Below are 16,152 nucleotides of genomic sequence, written 5' to 3'. Positions count from 1 at the left end.
CTAACGATCCTGAGCTGCTGACATGACTGACGAACCCACCGCCCCCCCGCCATCGGCCCCGCCCGGTCGCGCCTATGAAGTCCTGACGCCTGGCGAAAAATTTGGAGACTACCAGGTTTTACGCTGCGTCTCCTACGACTTGTTGGGCAGCCTGTACCGTGTGCGCCGCCCGCGCGCCAAAGAGGAGAAGACGGTGTTCGTCATGCCGCCGATCATCGAGCCGACGCCGGAGTTTAAGACGCGCTTTGCCCAGGTTGCGCCCAAGCTTTGTAAGCTCGAGCACGACAACATTTTTTCGTTTGAAGAGGCGGCCGAGGTCAAAGACCGGTTTACCTTCACGGGAGGCGCCTTCGAGGGCGAAAACCTCGCGGACTACCTGCAGAACTACGTCAATAAGCAGATCAAGGAACGCAAGGCAGATCAGGATGAGCCGCGCGAGTTGGTCTCAGACATGCCGATGGGATTGCCGACGGACGAGGTTCGCAGCATTCTCAGCCAGACCCTTGAAGGGTTGAATTACCTGGCGGAAAAGAAAATCCAGCATTTTAACCTGAACCCGACCAACATCCTGCGCGCCAAGGATGGCTCAGTCAAAGTGGCGGGTTTCGGGTTAATGACCCTCATCGGGCAGGAGCGTTTCGAGGAAATCGTCTCGGCCGGCATTCCCCCGATTGCCCTCGGTGGGCGGGCGATTCGCATCAACACGGTGGACATCCTCTCGCCCGAGGCGCGGCAGGGCAAAGCCTCGGATGCGCGATCCGATGTTTATGCGCTCGGCATCACGGCCTACTGGTTGCTCACTGGCCGCAAGCCCACCGCAGACTATGTGGCGCCGAGTGAGGTGGTGCATGGATTGGACGAAAAGTGGGACGTCTTCATCGCCAACTGCCTCGACCGGGACCCAGACCGACGCTACCAAAGCATCGCCAAAGCCAAGGCAGATTTTGAGAATTTCGAGAGCATTCGGCCCCTGCGCAGCAATGCGCAAAAGTCCGCCATTGGCACCACCGATACGAAGACGATTTTCCGGCACTTGGATTTTATTCCTGTTCCAAAGAAGCTTCAGGAAAAGGGCGGTAAGGGCGCCAGCGCATTTCGTCTGGCGGTCGTCGGGGTCGTGTTACTGGTGATTTCTTTGTTAGTCTTTTCGGCGATCAATCTGTTGGTGGAAGACTCATTCCCGGATGGTGCGGTGGCGATCAAGACGCCTGCTGGCCAGGAGCCGCGGCTGTCCTTCCGCATTAGCCCGAGCAATGTTAGCGTGAAAATTGGCGGCACAAACCACAATTTCATACTTCGCGATGGCAAGTTGGACTTAAATATCCTGCCAGGCTCATATCGCTTTGTCCTCGACGCGCCGGGCTACATTTCTGATTCAAGGCTCATCCAGGTTGCTGAAGACTCGCAAGCGGTAACGATCAAGCTCAAGCCAGCGCTGACAGACGTCCTCTTCACCAGTCAGCCCAACGTGCAATTGACCGCCGTTGACGCCGATGGCGAAGAGATCAAGCTTGGCGAAACCGATGAATCTGGCCAACTGGCGACCACGCAGGCGCTCAATGCGGGAGAATACACCATCATCGCCGATAAGCAGGGCTATACGCCAACCACCTCGGGGCCTTACACCTTTGCAGCCAAGGAGCCCAATAGCGTGGAAATTCCGATTGAAGCGATTCTTGGCGTGTTGCGCGTGAAGTCAGAGCCGCAGGATGCGGACATCTATTTTGGCGATCGCATGCTGGGCAAAACGAACATCACCCTGCAGGATTTGCCGGTTAACGAAGAGTTTTTCCTCACCACGAAGCTGAATGGATACCGGGAAAAAACGCTCGCCGTTACAATCCGCCCACAAACCAAGGCGATTCTGGATTTTGGCGATTTGACGCCGCTATCCGGAGAGATCGCGGTTGTCGTCAAGTTTGACGGTAAGGATGCGACGCCTGAGCTATTGCGGGGCGTCAGCATTGTCGGAAGCAGCGCCAGCAGTTTGCATGGGGTGAAGAAGTTCTCCGCCGATGCGGGCAATCTCGAAAACGGAGCATTCAGCATCACTGACATCGAAGCAGGTGAAATCACCCTGGATGTGTCACATCCTGACTACGCGGACACCAGCAAGAAGTTCGCCCTCATCGACAGTCAGCGGATCAAAGTTATTTACGATCTCAAGCCACTGTCGGCAACGCTCACGCTAGAGCCTACGCCGGCCAATATTGAATGGATCATTCGTTTGGACGGCCAAAAGGTGAAGTTGGAGGAAATGAAATTGGCGCTCAAGCCTGGCGTCGAACAGACACTGAGCATCGGCAATGCAGATTACTTCGCGGTTAGTAAGGCCTTCACGCCTAAGCCGAATGAAAAGCTGACATGGGCGCCAACGTTGGAGCTCATTCCGGGGCCCAAAAAGCAGTCTGCCTATGATGTTCCGTTTCTCGATATCCCGCTGGTTTGGGTGAACCCCGGCAGCTTCACGATGGGCAGCCCGCTCTCGGAGCCGTCTCGTCTGCCGGAAGAAGGGCCGAGCACGTCCGTTACCTTGTCGCAGGGCTATTGGATTGGAGCGCATGAGATCACCCAGCAGCAGTACGCTGAGTTGATCGGCTTTAACCCCTCACGGTTGCAGGGGAAGCAGCGTCCAGTGGAATACATTAACTGGAAAGAGGCGATGACCTATTGCCGTAAGCTCAATGAGCGTGAAGCCGCCTCTGGACGCATTCCTGCCGGTTACGAATACCGTTTGCCCACGGAAGCGGAGTGGGAATATGCGGCTCGTGCTGGCTCCAGGGGGCCATTCCATTGGGGGGATACCGCCACCAATAAGAACGCAAATTTCCAAGGCTCTTACCCGCGTGATTTCAACTCAGGCGAAGTGAACGTTGAAGACCAATACGGGGCTAAAGATGTTGGCAGCTATGAACCGAATGCGTGGGGTCTATATGACGTCCATGGCAACGTTCGCGAATGGTGTTTCGACCACTACAACTCCCGGTTGCCCGGCGATTCGGTGACCGACTGGGTGCGCGTGGAAGATTCGAGCCGTCGCCCGGTTCGCGGTGGTAGTTGGGAGGATTTCGCCATCCGCTCACGCGCAGCGTCTCGTAGTGAAGGAGTGAGCGAACAATCTCGCAACGCGAGCACTGGTTTTCGCATCGTCCTGGCGCCGATTATTCAGGAATAGCCAGACGAGTGCTCTCATTGCCTGCTGGTGCGCCAGTGTTGAGCAGCGGCCGGTAACGAAGCGCGGAACTCATCGCTGAATCGAGTCCGCCGCTTGGTTATGCATCTCGTTTGTTCAGCAGGCTTTCGTATTTTTCGAAGTCTTCACTCTTACGGTATACCCCTTCGTCATACCAGGCTATCACCTCGACTTTCACGAATTCTGCGGTCCCTGATTCAATCGTGTAGATTGCAACGCAAGTGCTATTCGTTCCTGATGTGTAAAGAATAGCAATTTCTTCTCCTCTTTTTTCGATTATTGGTCCAATGGAATGCTCGAGTATGTGATCAATGCCTGATGGGTATTCTTTCTCGAAAGATGAAACAATGTAGAGAGAGGCATCACGGCCCAGAGCTGACTCCAAAGCACAAACGGATAAAGTTCCTTTCATATCTCCAGCTTGGGTCCTTGCTGGATAGTCTACACTGCAAAGCTCTTTGAGTGAAGTGTTCTCAATTTTCGCGGCTGAGAGAGGAACGGCTAATGCCAAAACAGTGATGATCGTTTTGGCGATGGATTTCATGGCTTTTGCATCGCTTACGAAATGTCCGTTCGCCGGTTCATCCGCCTGGCATTACATGTCGAGCAGACGGAGAAACTCGGAATTGTTCTTCGTGGTGCCCATGCGCTCGACCAAAGTCTCGGTGGCGTCGAGGGGCTTCATGGGAGACAGGGCGCGGCGGAAGAAGCCGACCTTGTCGAGAACGTCCTTGTTGAGCAGGAGTTCTTCCTTGCGGGTGCCCGAGGCGTTGATGTTGATCGCGGGCCAGAGGCGGAGCTCGGCGGCCTTGCGGTCGAGGACCATTTCCATGTTGCCGGTGCCCTTGAACTCCTGGAAAATCAGGTCGTCCATGCGGGAGCCGGTTTCGATCAGCGCCGAGGCAATGATCGTCAGGCTGCCGCCTTCTTCGGTGTTGCGGGCGGAGGAAAAGAGCTGGCGCGGCTTTTCGAGCGCGCGGATGTCGAGGCCGCCAGTCATCGTCCTACCGCCGCCGCCTTTGGCGGAGTTGTGCGCGCGGGAAAGGCGGGTAATGCTGTCGAGTAGGAGGATGACATCCTGGCCGACTTCCACTTGGCGCTTGGCGCGCTCAATCGCGATTTCGGCCACGCGGATGTGGTTCTCGATGTTTTCGTCGTTGGACGACGCGTAAATTTCGGCCCAGGGCAGGTCGCGCTTGAAGTCGGTGACTTCTTCTGGGCGCTCATCGACGAGGAGAACCATCACGAGCATGTCCGGCTGGTTCTCGTGGGCGCCCTCAGCGATGTCTTTGAGCAGGGTGGTTTTACCGGTGCGGGGGGGGGCGACGATGAGGCCGCGCTGTCCTTTGCCGACGGGGCAAAACAGGTCGAGCACGCGGGTGGTCAGGCGTCCGTCCTTGCACTCAAGCTTGATCTGCTCGTCCGGCGCAATGGTGGTGAGCTGTTGGAATGGATAGCAGTCCTTGCGCTTGTCGACTGGCAGCCCGTCGACCTTCTCAATGTATTTGACCTTGGGGTTGGGGAAGCGGTCGTCGTGGTGAGCGCTGGCGGTGATCCAGTTGCCGCGCTTCAGCTTGAAGCGGCGGATCATCTCGCGCGGGACAAAGGGGTCCGTCTTGCGGGTGCGCCCGTTTTTCGCGGGGTCGAGCAGTTGCCCGGTCTTGTTATTAGACGGTTCGAAGACGCCTTCGACGATGACGGAGTTATCCGCTTTTTCGGTGGCGGCGTTGGTTGTCGCTTCAGTTTCGCTCATAGTGAGACAAGGGAATACGATAGGCAGCGCCCGGGGAGGGAATTTTTAGCAAATGACCAAACTTGGTCTTAGGCAGCGGTAACGGGCGAAGACTTGATCGGGCAAACTTGGCCAGAGTGCTACAGTGCGGCGCCGCTTTCGCTATCGTATCTCATTTCATGAAGCAGCCACGGGCGGGGGGCAAGCCTTATTTTTATGGCAGATTTTCCAGTTGGCTTGGCTTGGGCCCGGGCTATGCTGCCAGTGAGTCGTTGACCAAACTATGCGTATTTACAGTCTAGCTGGACTTGCCTTTCTGTTACTGGCGGCGCTTCTGCACGAGAAGCCCTACGAGGTCGTGCCGTTGTTCTATGGCCACGTGATGCGCACCAACGAAGGCGAAACGTATGTCGCGCCGGACTCACCCAACGGGCTGGGCATGGATAGCGACTGGATCATCATCGAGGAAAATACCTGGACCGTGCCCAATTGCCTCAAGCACGGTCTGGGCATCGAAATCGGCATCCTTAACGTGCCGGAGGGCGTGGAAGAGCTGCGCCTGGTGGTGGACTATCCGCCGATGACACTGCCTTCTGGCGAGGTCACCACCCAGCTTGAGCGCGTGCAACCGATCTTTGCGGAGGATGGTTTTGGCTGGTTTGAGTTCTATTACTTCTTCGATGAGGAATACGAGCGCGGGCTCGGTGAGTGGCGTTTTCGCCTGTTTAATGGGGATAAACTCCTGTACGATCAGGCCTTCACCGTGGTGAGCTGCGAAGGGTAGGGCCTCGAATTCTCACTTGGTTTCACTACGTGCTGTGCAATCTGTCGGTTGGGCCTGTGTTGTAACATTTGTGAAAACGAAGTAAGTCCACAATGAAGGATTTGTAAGAAATAGCTCCATAGATTGCCTGAGTGTGATTGGCGTTGATAACCCCTAGAATGGGTCTAAGTAGCTCTGGCTTTTCTAAGGAAAACACTCGCCTGACATGTTTCTAGCTATTCGCCAACCTCTCGCCACTGCGGCCAGCTTGCTGGCCGCATCTCTACTGTCCGCACAAACGAATCCGATCGTCTTCGTCACTCAGGTGCCGCAGCCGGCGGATTTCACCACCATTGGGTCTACCTTTGGCAATCACCGCGCCACAATGTTCTCCGCACCACGCGGGGGCGACTTGTGGATCCGCTATGCGGATGGTGATTTAAAAAACCTCACTGAAGCCGCAGGCTACGGTGAGCAAACCGAGCATCAGGGCGCAACCGCGATCGCTGTGCGTGACCCGAGCGTGAGCTGGGATGGCCAGTCGGTCATCTTCAGCATGATCGTCGGCGCCCCCTACAAGCAATATGATTACACCGAGTTTCGCTGGCAGCTCTATGAGATTACTGGGCTGGGGAAGTTTGACACGCCAGTCATCACCAAGGTCGCCAACCAACCGGAGGATTATAATAACATTTCGCCGGTTTACGGTACGGACGGGCGCATCATTTTTACGACGGACCGTCCACGCGGCGGCGAGGCGCACCTCTACCCACAGCTCGACGAATACGAGGAGGCGCCAACCGTCACCGGCCTCTGGAGCCTCGATCCAGCCACCGGCGACCTCTTCCTGATGGAGCACGCGCCCTCGGGCTCCTTTTCGCCGATGATAGACAGCTATGGTCGCGTGATTTTCACTCGCTGGGATCACCTCCAGCGTGACCAACAGGCCGACGGCGATGAGCTCAACGGGAACCCGGGCGGCATTTACGGCACGTTTGATTTCTCTGACGAATCCGCCGACGCAGAGTGGCTCTTTGACACCCGCGTGGAATATTTCCCCGAGCCGCGCGCGCAGCGCACGGACCTGTTGGCGGGCACGAATCTCAATGGCAATCGTTTCAACCACTTTTTCCCGTGGATGATCGAGGAGGACGGCACGGAGATGGAAACGCTCAATCACATTGGGCGCCATGAGCTGCACCAGTATTTCAACACCGCCATCAACGACGATCCGGCGCTCACGGAGTTTATTGCGCCCAATGGCCGCACGAACCCGAACTCGGTCGAAAATATGTTCATGATCGAGGAAAGTCCGGTCACCCCTGGGCTGTTCATCGGCGTCGATGCACCGGAGTTTGACACGCATTCCGGCGGCCTGATCTTCTCGCTCAATGGCGCGCCAACGGACAATCCAGACGATATGCTCGTCACTTACCTGACGCACCCGGACACCGGCAATACGTCCAATGAACCCAGTGATGACCACAGCGGACTTTACCGCGACCCGCTGCCGACCAGTGACGGCTTGCTGATCGCTGCGCACACCAGCGAAACACGCGGAGACTCCAACGAGGGCTCTGGCGGCGCCTTGGTGTCGCGCTACGATTTCCGCATCAAGGTGCTCGGCGTCGCCAGCAACGGCTACTATGAACCGACCTCTGAATTGACCGGTGGCGGCGGCATTGTCGAAACCCACACCTGGTGGAGCCCGGACTCGCTGATGAGCTACACCGGCCCGTTGTGGGAATTGCAACCCGTTGAACTCCGCGCCCGCGCGATCCCGGACCGCGATCCCATCGAGCTGCCTGACCAGGAGGCGCAGTTGATCGCCGGGGTGGGGGAGAGCCTGCAAAACCTGAAGTCTTACTTGCGCAGCCAGGGCTTGGCGATGGTCGTCATGCGCGACGTGACCACCCGCGATGACGCCGACGAGCAGCAGCCGTACTGGCTGCGGGTGCACGGCGACGAGAATCCGATTCCCGAGGCGGGGTCGGACAAAATTTACGATGTGAAATACCTGCAGTTTTTCCAGGGCGACCAAGTGCGTGGCATTGGCATGACCAGTGAAGACGACACCAACATCCGCCAGGGCCGCCGGGTGCTGGCCCGCCCAATGCGCGTGAGCAATCAGCTTAACCGCACCGACGCAGGCGCGCCTCCGGGATCGGTGTTGATTGGGGCCGATGGCTCGGCCGTGGCGGTTGTGCCAGCCCGGCGCGCGTTATCCTGGCAGTTGACCGACGCGGCGGGCGAGGGCGTTGTCCGCGAGCGCTATTGGCTCAGTTTTCAGCCCGGCGAGGTCCGTAGTTGCACGAGTTGCCATGGTCTGAATCGTCTGGATCACGCTGCCGCTACGACGCCTCAAAATATCCCGGCAGCCATGGACGAAATCCTGACTGCTTGGGTTGAGTCGCCGCCAGTGGACGCCGAAATCGCATCCATGCCTTTGCCGGAGGGGGGCTACCGCATCTATATACGTGGTTATCAGGGGCAGCAGGTGGTCCTTCAGCGTTCCACGAATCTGTCTGAGTGGGACGACGTCGAGACCATCATCCTGGCCGACGATTCAGATGTCTACGACATTCCCGCAGAGGACGTTCCGGCACCGACAGTGTTTTACCGGCTGGCGCGTCCCGCAAGTGTCGAATGATACAGGGCGATTGTGCATTAATTGTCCATGAAGGCTGATTAGCCATCATTAAATGGCTGGGTGACAGAGTGCTTTTTGGTGTGTTGAAAGATTTTTAATTCCTTAAGATTCTGTTAATTAATGTTTTAGGATTTTATTGAATTGAATTGGCATGTGATGTGTTATCACCAAATAGCACATCACTTATGTTAACTTTGCCTATCATCGCCTTCGATTACCCGCTGACCTTTCGTCTGAATGGGAATGAGGTGTCGGCGCATTTTCTCTTCGAGTTACTGGCATTTCAGACGGCGGCTTGGGTCTACTACTTGAACCGCCGCCGTCGAGCAGATGTCATCGCGGATCGCAGGCGATTTGCTGTCATTTTCGCGGCAGCAGCGGGGGCCTTAGTTGGTTCCCGAGTGCTAGCCTGGCTCGAGCATGTCGAAGCCCTTTGGGCGCATGCCAGTTGGATGCAACTTTACAATACCAAGACGATTGTGGGCGCCATCTTGGGCGCAACGGTGGCGGTGGAACTGGCGAAGTTGGCAATGGGCGAGCGTCGCTCGACGGGTGACGCGTTTGTCTACCCGCTGATTGCGGGCATCATCGTCGGCCGAATCGGGTGCTTCCTGACGGGGGTTGCGGACCACACGGCGGGCCTCCCTGCGACATTGCCATGGGCGATGGATCAGGGCGACGGCGTTTTACGGCATCCTACGGCGCTCTATGAGATTGCCTTTCTGATGCTCTTGGGTGCGACGCTTTGGGTGACTGAGGAACGGCTTTTGCGCCGATCAGGTCTGCAGTTCGTGGTGTTTTTAAGCGCCTACCTGGCATTCCGTCTGGGCGTTGATTTTCTCAAGCCTGCGCCTCCAATGGCATTGGGCTTAACCGCGATCCAATGGGCCTGCCTAGTCGGACTGTTGGCTTTTTGCCTGCCAAAATTGAACCACTACCGATCATGCAACGAAGTTATACGTATTACGACCTGACGATCAGCATTTGCTCGAACTGTCTGGTGCGCACCCCGGCCAAAATCATATTTCGCGACGACCGCGTCTACCTCCGCAAGCACTGTGCTGAGCATGGTGTGGAGGAGGTGTTGATCTCCGACGACATCGCGTATTTCTTGCGTTGTCGCAGCTATGTGAAGCCCAGCGAAATGCCGATGCAGTGGCAAACGCCGATCAAGGCAGGCTGCCCATATGATTGCGGGCTTTGCCCAGACCATGAGCAGCACTTCTGCCTGACGATTATCGAGGTGACTGATCGTTGTAACCTCCAGTGCCCAACTTGCTACGCTGGTTCGGGACCAACTGTGGGGAGGCACCGTTCGCTGGCGGAAATCGAGCAAATGCTGGACAACGTTGTCGCCAGTGAAGGGGAGCCTGATGTGATCCAAATCAGTGGCGGCGAGCCGACGATTCACCCGGATTTCTTCGCCATTCTGGACGCCGCTAAAGCGCGACCTATCAAGCACCTAATGCTGAATACCAATGGCTTGCGCTTGGCGCGCGAACCTGAATTTGTAGCCCAGCTTGCGAGCTACAAGGAGAATTTCGAGGTCTACCTGCAGTTTGACTCCTTGCGTGAGGGGCCGATCAAAACACTGCGCGGCGTGGCATTGTCTGACGTGAGGCGCCGGGCGCTGGACCATCTGAATGAGCACGATATCTCAACGACGTTGGTTGCGACGGTGAGACGTGATTTAAACGATGATGAGCTGGGCGCTATCTTGGAATTTGCCGTGGAACAGCCCTGTGTGCGTGGGGTTACGTTTCAGCCTGTGCAATTCGCTGGGCGCAACGACGCTGGGCAATCGTCGACGGAGCGGCTGTCGCTTTCTGCGGTAAGGCGCAAGATTCTTCAGCAGACAGATCTGTTTAATGCGGACGATTTGATCCCGGTGCCGTGTAATCCTGATTACCTCTGCATGGCATACGGGCTGAAGGGAAGGGGAGCGTTTCAACCGCTCACGCGGCACATAGACCCTGGCAGTCTGCTGGACGAAACTGCGAACACGATCATCTTTGAGCGAGACCCAGCACTGCGACAGACGGCCATGAAAATGCTTAGTACAGGAGCCAGCTCGGAGTCGGCTAGTGGCCATTTGCGGCAGCTACTGTGTTGCTTGCCGATGATTCGTGATTCGGCGGATTTGAGCTACCGCAATGTGTTCCGGGTGATCATTATGGAATTCATGGACGCGTTTAATTTCGATGTGCGCGGGATTAAAAAATCGTGCGTGCATATTGCCCATCCCGACGGCAGAATCATCCCGTTTGAAACCATGAACCTCTTTTACCGCGAAGGGTGTGGCGTCGACCTAGACGCTCTGAACGCCCGCCACATCGGTAGTTTGTCATGAATCAGGACTCAGATACAGACGAAAAGGCCTATTTCTGGCCGATTTTTTTCACCGTTTTTGGCATGCAATTTGTCGCGACGCTGCTGGGCCTGATCTTGGGGAATCAGGATCTATTCTGGGTCTTCATCGCCGGTCCGGCCATTGTGGCGATTATTATCAGCATCGTTCAGGGGGTTAAAGGCCATTTCTGCGTAGCGGGCGCCTGGGTGGCTTCTGCAATTCTGGCTCCCCTGGCGCTGTTTCTTGTAGGGGTCGGTGTCTGCTTCGTGGCGATAGCGAATGCTTAAAGCAGCTACTCCGCAGTCTCTGGCGCGGCGGGTGGAAACACGCCCGCGTCGAAGTAATCTGAGGGCAGCCAAATGGCTTCGGAAACGGACAGCATGCGGTTGTCTTCGTAGCGATTGAGGAATTCAAATACGATTTCACCATCGGGCGTTATTTCGAAAACTCGCCCTTGCACGGAGGAGGTGACGAGCACGTTGCCTGCTTCTGTGATCTGGTGTTTGCCTCGGTGCCAGCTCTTGAATTGAATCTCCTCACCGTCGACCAGCGTTTCGACGTCATAAGTCTCCGGATCGATGGTGACAATGCGCGCCGGTCCGCGGTGCATGTTGTTGTCGAAGACAGAGATCAGCCCATCGGGCTGCCAGTCGGGATCATGCTGGCGACGGGCGAACCCCACGCGCCACCACTTGATTTCGTGGGTTTCGCGGTCGAAGACGCAGACGAGATTCAAGTCCCGGTAGCTCACGAGGAGGTCGCCAGCCTGAAACATGGGGAAGGCTTCGGCCAACTCGGGGGGGAGGGGCTCCACGTCGTTAGGATGCAGGGGGTCTCCCTGGGGCATGGCGGAGCCGCGGGGTGAATCGACCGTGGGCACGCCAAACAGGTCCGTATCGCTCATATTGGCTGGGAGCATTTCCTTGCGATACTCGATTTGTTCCAGCACCTCACCAGTATCAGCTGAAAGCCGCACTAGGTCGTAAACTTTAAATGTCCAGAGGCCCCCCTCGTCATCGGGGGAGATGGTGTGGTGATAATTGCCGGGATTGGCCCAAACGATGTTGCTGTCCTTGTCCAGGCGCAGGATGCCGTGGTAGAGACTGTCGAAAGCGGTGATGATTGAGCCGTCGGGGAGGATGGCGAAGCCGTGAGGAAAAGTGGAGTCGGCAGAGATCGAGCGGTGGTCCAGCTCCTTGAGGTTGATCGTCCATTGGTGGATGCAGTTGCCCTCGGCGTCGAGCAGGATGGCTCCATGCAAGCCGTTTTCGAAGTCAAACGAACCATGGATGATGCGGTAGCCCTTGGGGGCGTTGGGCGACACATAGACCAATGGCTTCTCGGCTCGTGAGCGTCGGTTGGGGATGGTAACTTCCTTAAAATCGAGGTTTTCGTAGGGCGCCCAGTCGACCTCGGTGATGAGTCGCGCTGGCTCGATGTCGAGGTCGTTGACCACTTTCTCCAGAATGGAGGATTCTTCTTCGGCGTGGCCGTCGGCCCAGGTGGTAATCTCCTGCACGACGCTGTATGGCCAGCTTTTGGTCTCCATAATCACGATGCCGGTCAGAAACGCGATTAGCCCAATTAGAAAACAGATGGCAAGCCACTGCACGAGTTTCATTGTTCGGCCCTTCCCCCGATGATTCGTTGCATGGGCGCTCAGTATTCAGGGAAACTACGGGTGGTCAACGGGTAAGCTTTCCGTTTCCACGAATGGGGTGGCGCAGGCTATCTCTAGGATCGGCTCTTGCGGTCTGCCCATTCCCAGCGGCGACGCTGGAACCAAGTGTGCAGGGCTGCATGGATGTCGACTTCCTCGCCGGCGCGCGCGCATTCATCTGCGTGGAGTCGGCGGATTTCGTCGCGTTCTTCTTTCAGAAACTGGAAAAAGCTGGAGCGACTGATGTCGAACGAAGAGTCGTTGCGCTGCTTGGCTGAACTGTTGCGGTGGGGTGACATTGGGGTGCTTTATCTCTCTTAGTAAAGTGATCGGCCTAAAAGTTCATTCTCTAAGTTTATATATGCGTTTAACGCTCCTAATTTACGGTTTATTCGCGATTTTAGGCAAAAAATCGCTTGGTTAAGGTAATCCCGGGCAGTTTACGTCTACTTTGCCCAGTTTCACGCTTGCCTCAGCGGCGAGTTGAGGTAGGGATATAGCCTACATTCGGGTGGCGACAGAAAACCCCTGAAAAACCATAAATTTTTCAAAAAAAGCGCTTGCATTGCAGCATGCGAAGCGTAGTCTCGCCCCCTTTCCCTGAAATCCCGCTGGTTCAGGCACATGTGTGTTTTGGCTTCGGCGGGTCTTTTCTTTTCCTGGAAAACCACCTTTTTTCAATGCCTACAATTAATCAGCTCGTCCGGAACCCACGCGTTCTGCAGAAGACCAAGTCGAAATCGCCGGCCATGGCCAGCAATCCGTTTCGTCGTGGCGTATGCGTGCAGGTCATGACCCGCACCCCGAAGAAACCGAACTCCGCTATCCGTAAGGTTGCGAAGGTTCGCCTCACCAACGGCTACGAAGTCATCGCCTACATCCCGGACGAAGGTCACAGCCTTCAGGAGCACAGTGTTGTGCTTGTTCGTGGCGGTCGTGTTAAGGACCTTCCCGGCGTCCGCTACCACATCGTCCGTGGCGCTCTGGACTGCCAAGGCGTTGAGAAGCGTCGCCGCAGCCGCTCCAAGTATGGCGTGAAGCGTCCTAAGGAAAAGAAGTAAACCCTTTTTAAGAAACCACCATGTCACGTCGTCGTAGAGCCGTAAAGCGGGATGTCCCCGTCGATCCCCGTTATCAAAGCCAGCTGGTTGCCGGCCTGATCAACCTCGTTATGCAGCGCGGTAAGAAGTCCGTTGCTGAGCGCATCGTTTACAGTGCCTTTGAGCGCGTCTCGGAAAAGCTCGAAAAGGGCGACCCGATTGATCTGCTGCTTGGCGCCTTGGAAAACGTCCGCCCGAAGCTTGAAGTCAAGTCCCGCCGTGTTGGCGGCGCCACCTATCAGGTGCCGGTTGAAATTACTTACGAGCGCCAGCAGAGCCTCGCTTTCCGTTGGATGGTTGACGCCGCCAAGAAGCGCAAGGGCGTGCCGATGCGCGAAGCCCTCGCTCAAGAAATTATCGACGCCTACAATAACACTGGTGGCGTTGTGAAGAAGAAAGAAGAGACCCACAAGATGGCGCAGGCTAACCGCGCCTTTGCTCACCTTCGTTGGTGATCTTGCGGCTTTTCGGCCCACTTTTTCCCTGTTCTTTGACCTTTTCCAGCAATGTCCACCACGCTCCAGTTGTCTCCAGCGAATGCTTCCGATCGGAAGTACGCGCTTGAGTATACGCGGAACATTGGCATCGCTGCGCACATCGACGCAGGGAAGACGACCACCACTGAACGCATCTTGCTCTACTCGGGCGTGGTGCACAAGGCGGGCGAAGTTCATGACGGCACGGCCGTAACGGACTGGATGGAGCAGGAGCGCGAGCGTGGCATCACGATCACCTCCGCCGCTATTTCCTGTCATTGGACCACCAAGGACGGTGACTTTGCTGGCATTGAGCAGCAGATTAATATCATCGACACCCCCGGGCACGTGGACTTCACCGCAGAAGTCGAGCGTTCCCTCCGCGTGCTCGATGGCGCCGTCGGTGTATTTTGCGCAGTCGCAGGCGTCCAGCCACAGTCCGAGACCGTTTGGCGTCAGATGGACAAATACCACGTCCCCCGCATCGCGTTCGTCAATAAGATGGACCGGACGGGGGCCGACTTTTTTGCGGCGGTTGACTCCATTCGCGAAAAGCTCGGTGGCAATGCCCACCCGATCTGTCTGCCAATCGGCGCTGAAGACCAACTTCGCGGCCTGATCGACCTCGTCCGCATGAAAGCGGCGGTTTATGATCCGTCTGACGAAACTGGCATCACTTTCAACTGGGAAGAAATTTCCGCCGAAGAAATCGAACAGGCTGAAGCCCATCGCGAAAAGCTGATCGAGGCCCTGTGCGATTTCGACGACGCGCTCGCCGAGAAGTATCTCGAAGGCGAGGCTATTAGCCCGAATCTCATCCGTTCTGCCATCCGCAAAGCGACAATGAGCCTCGATTTCATGGCGGTCATCCCCGGTTCTGCGTTCAAGAACAAGGGCGTGCAAATGCTCATGGACGCCGTGGTGGACTACCTTCCCAGCCCGCTTGACGTGAAGCCCATGCCGGCGCACGACGAAGATGGCGAACGCGAAATCGAAGCCATCAAGGCTGATGACGCTGGCAAGCCCGCCGGTCTCGCGTTCAAGCTGATGAACGACAAGTTTACGGGCGGCAAACTGGTTTTCTTCCGCATGTATCGCGGTGCGCTTCGCAAGGGCGACCAGCTTTACAATCCGCGCACCCGCAAGTCTGAGCGTATTTCCCGCCTCATGGTGATGAAGGCTGACGCCCGTGAAGACATCGATGTGGCTTACTCAGGCGATATTTGCGCTCTGGTTGGCGTCAAGGAAGTCGTCACAGGTGACACGCTTTGCGCCAAGGACTCCCCCCTCGTGCTTGAGCCGCCCTCGTTCCCGGACCCAGTTATCTCGATGTCCATCGAGCCGAACACCAAGGCCGACCAGGAAAAACTTTCCATGGGGCTCCAGCGCCTCGCTGACGAAGACCCGACTTTCAAGGTTTCCAGCAACGAAGAAACCGGCCAGACGATCATTTCTGGCATGGGCGAGCTCCACCTCGAAATTATTCGCGACCGTTTATTCCGCGAGTTCAAGGTCGAAGCCGAAGCTGGCAAACCGCAGATTTCCTACCGCGAAACGATTACGCATGCCGCTGACGGCGAGGGCAAGTTTGTCCGCCAGTCGGGTGGTAAGGGCCAATACGGCCACGGCATCATCAAGCTTGAGCCCCAAGAGCAGGGCAAGGGCATTGAAGTCGTTAATGCGATCGTTGGCGGAACCATCCCGAAGGAATACATCAAGCCCTTCAGCGATGGCATTAAGGAAGCAGCTCAATCGGGCACCATCGCCGGTTATCCGGTGGTGGATTGGAAGGCGACGATTGTGGACGGCTCGTTCCACGAAGTCGATTCTTCCGAAATGGCATTTAAAATGGCTGGCATTTTCGCCTTCCGCGACGCGATGGATAAGGCAGGACCCGTTCTGCTCGAACCCATCATGGAAGTGGAAGTGAATGTGCCGGACGAATACCAAGGCGATATCGTGGGCGACATCAACCGTCGTCGCGGTCAGATCCAAGGCATTGAATCCAAGACCAACCTGGCCGTCATTGACGCGAAGGTGCCGCTGGAAACGATGTTCGGATACGCCACCGATGTGCGTTCCCTTTCCAAGGGGCGTGCAGACTACAGTATGCAACCACTTTGTTTTGAGCAGGTTCCGAATAGCGTGCTCAAGGCGATCACCGAGGGCAGCGGATACAAGCCAGCCCGCGCCTAACACCAATCCCTTTACCAATCATCCTCTAACCT

13 protein-coding genes are annotated in these 16,152 nt (G+C 56.5%); 9 read left to right on the top strand and 4 right to left on the bottom strand.

The features are described 5' to 3' along the window. Nucleotides 1-22: 22 nt before the first annotated feature. On the top strand, nt 23-3,175 hold the full coding sequence (locus RBB63_RS04615) for an SUMF1/EgtB/PvdO family nonheme iron enzyme (protein WP_309381561.1): 3,153 nt from the start codon (nt 23-25) through the stop codon (nt 3,173-3,175). 97 nt (nt 3,176-3,272) lie between these two features. Here RBB63_RS04615 and RBB63_RS04610 read toward each other — a convergent pair whose 3' ends face one another. Both RBB63_RS04610 and rho read right to left on the bottom strand, forming a co-directional pair. Then, nucleotides 3,273-3,737, bottom strand: a complete 465-nt coding sequence (locus RBB63_RS04610; protein WP_309381559.1) for a hypothetical protein — start codon at nt 3,735-3,737, stop codon at nt 3,273-3,275. 51 nt (nt 3,738-3,788) lie between these two features. Continuing rightward, nucleotides 3,789-4,946 carry a transcription termination factor Rho gene (gene rho / locus RBB63_RS04605; RefSeq protein ID WP_309381557.1) on the bottom strand — a complete coding sequence of 386 codons (1,158 nt, stop codon included), beginning with the start codon at nt 4,944-4,946 and terminating at the stop codon, nt 3,789-3,791. 262 nt (nt 4,947-5,208) lie between these two features. Here rho and RBB63_RS04600 point away from each other — a divergent pair, with 262 nt between their 5' ends. From RBB63_RS04600 to RBB63_RS04580, 5 genes are all read left to right on the top strand, one after another. After that, nucleotides 5,209-5,709: a DUF3859 domain-containing protein gene (locus tag RBB63_RS04600; protein ID WP_309381555.1), complete on the top strand. Its 501-nt coding sequence runs from the start codon at nt 5,209-5,211 to the stop codon at nt 5,707-5,709. 205 nt (nt 5,710-5,914) lie between these two features. Then, complete coding sequence (locus RBB63_RS04595) at nt 5,915-8,338, top strand: HzsA-related protein (protein ID WP_309381553.1); 2,424 nt, start codon at nt 5,915-5,917, stop codon at nt 8,336-8,338. Between the two features lie 185 nt (nt 8,339-8,523). After that, complete coding sequence (locus RBB63_RS04590; protein ID WP_309381551.1) at nt 8,524-9,312, top strand: prolipoprotein diacylglyceryl transferase; 789 nt, start codon at nt 8,524-8,526, stop codon at nt 9,310-9,312. Beyond that, a complete protein-coding gene (locus RBB63_RS04585) occupies nt 9,282-10,688 on the top strand; it encodes a radical SAM protein (protein ID WP_309381549.1) in 1,407 nt (468 codons plus the stop codon). The genes RBB63_RS04590 and RBB63_RS04585 overlap by 31 nt, the downstream gene beginning before the upstream one ends. Beyond that, nucleotides 10,685-10,975 carry a hypothetical protein gene (locus RBB63_RS04580; RefSeq protein WP_309381547.1) on the top strand — a complete coding sequence of 97 codons (291 nt, stop codon included), beginning with the start codon at nt 10,685-10,687 and terminating at the stop codon, nt 10,973-10,975. Before RBB63_RS04585 ends, RBB63_RS04580 begins: the two co-directional genes overlap by 4 nt. A 5-nt stretch (nt 10,976-10,980) precedes the next feature. Here RBB63_RS04580 and RBB63_RS04575 read toward each other — a convergent pair whose 3' ends face one another. Together RBB63_RS04575 and RBB63_RS04570 are read right to left on the bottom strand one after the other, a co-directional pair. Then, a complete protein-coding gene (locus tag RBB63_RS04575; RefSeq protein WP_309381544.1) occupies nt 10,981-12,309 on the bottom strand; it encodes an arylsulfotransferase family protein in 1,329 nt (442 codons plus the stop codon). Nucleotides 12,310-12,422: 113 nt separating this feature from the next. Further along, nucleotides 12,423-12,647, bottom strand: coding sequence for a hypothetical protein (locus tag RBB63_RS04570; protein WP_309381542.1), 225 nt, complete (start codon nt 12,645-12,647; stop codon nt 12,423-12,425). A 381-nt stretch (nt 12,648-13,028) separates the two neighbouring features. Here RBB63_RS04570 and rpsL point away from each other — a divergent pair, with 381 nt between their 5' ends. From rpsL to fusA, 3 genes are read left to right on the top strand one after another with little or no spacing between them, the layout of a single operon-like run. After that, nucleotides 13,029-13,409: a 30S ribosomal protein S12 gene (rpsL, locus tag RBB63_RS04565; protein ID WP_309381540.1), complete on the top strand. Its 381-nt coding sequence runs from the start codon at nt 13,029-13,031 to the stop codon at nt 13,407-13,409. 20 nt (nt 13,410-13,429) lie between these two features. Further along, a complete protein-coding gene (gene rpsG / locus RBB63_RS04560; protein WP_309381538.1) occupies nt 13,430-13,903 on the top strand; it encodes a 30S ribosomal protein S7 in 474 nt (157 codons plus the stop codon). Between the two features lie 51 nt (nt 13,904-13,954). Further along, a complete protein-coding gene (fusA, locus tag RBB63_RS04555; RefSeq protein ID WP_309381536.1) occupies nt 13,955-16,120 on the top strand; it encodes an elongation factor G in 2,166 nt (721 codons plus the stop codon). The last annotated feature ends 32 nt before the right edge of the window (nt 16,121-16,152 follow it).

It is taken from the genome of Cerasicoccus frondis, assembly GCA_031296915.1.
Lineage (GTDB): Bacteria > Verrucomicrobiota > Verrucomicrobiia > Opitutales > Cerasicoccaceae > Cerasicoccus > Cerasicoccus frondis.
Note: the sequence above shows the minus strand (reverse complement) of the source record. Positions and strands in the feature narration are given on the sequence as shown.

What these genes read in the sequence shown, in the direction of transcription:
- fusA (WP_309381536.1), top strand. Translation starts at nt 13,955, where the DNA reads ATGTCCACCACGCTCCAGTTGTCTCCAGCGAATGCTTCCGATCGGAAG.
- RBB63_RS04615 (WP_309381561.1), top strand. Translation starts at nt 23, where the DNA reads ATGACTGACGAACCCACCGCCCCCCCGCCATCGGCCCCGCCCGGTCGC.
- rpsL (WP_309381540.1), top strand. Translation starts at nt 13,029, where the DNA reads ATGCCTACAATTAATCAGCTCGTCCGGAACCCACGCGTTCTGCAGAAG.
- RBB63_RS04610 (WP_309381559.1), bottom strand. Translation starts at nt 3,737, where the DNA reads ATGAAATCCATCGCCAAAACGATCATCACTGTTTTGGCATTAGCCGTT.
- rpsG (WP_309381538.1), top strand. Translation starts at nt 13,430, where the DNA reads ATGTCACGTCGTCGTAGAGCCGTAAAGCGGGATGTCCCCGTCGATCCC.
- RBB63_RS04575 (WP_309381544.1), bottom strand. Translation starts at nt 12,309, where the DNA reads ATGAAACTCGTGCAGTGGCTTGCCATCTGTTTTCTAATTGGGCTAATC.
- RBB63_RS04570 (WP_309381542.1), bottom strand. Translation starts at nt 12,647, where the DNA reads ATGTCACCCCACCGCAACAGTTCAGCCAAGCAGCGCAACGACTCTTCG.
- RBB63_RS04600 (WP_309381555.1), top strand. Translation starts at nt 5,209, where the DNA reads ATGCGTATTTACAGTCTAGCTGGACTTGCCTTTCTGTTACTGGCGGCG.
- RBB63_RS04585 (WP_309381549.1), top strand. Translation starts at nt 9,282, where the DNA reads ATGCAACGAAGTTATACGTATTACGACCTGACGATCAGCATTTGCTCG.
- RBB63_RS04595 (WP_309381553.1), top strand. Translation starts at nt 5,915, where the DNA reads ATGTTTCTAGCTATTCGCCAACCTCTCGCCACTGCGGCCAGCTTGCTG.
- rho (WP_309381557.1), bottom strand. Translation starts at nt 4,946, where the DNA reads ATGAGCGAAACTGAAGCGACAACCAACGCCGCCACCGAAAAAGCGGAT.
- RBB63_RS04590 (WP_309381551.1), top strand. Translation starts at nt 8,524, where the DNA reads ATGTTAACTTTGCCTATCATCGCCTTCGATTACCCGCTGACCTTTCGT.
- RBB63_RS04580 (WP_309381547.1), top strand. Translation starts at nt 10,685, where the DNA reads ATGAATCAGGACTCAGATACAGACGAAAAGGCCTATTTCTGGCCGATT.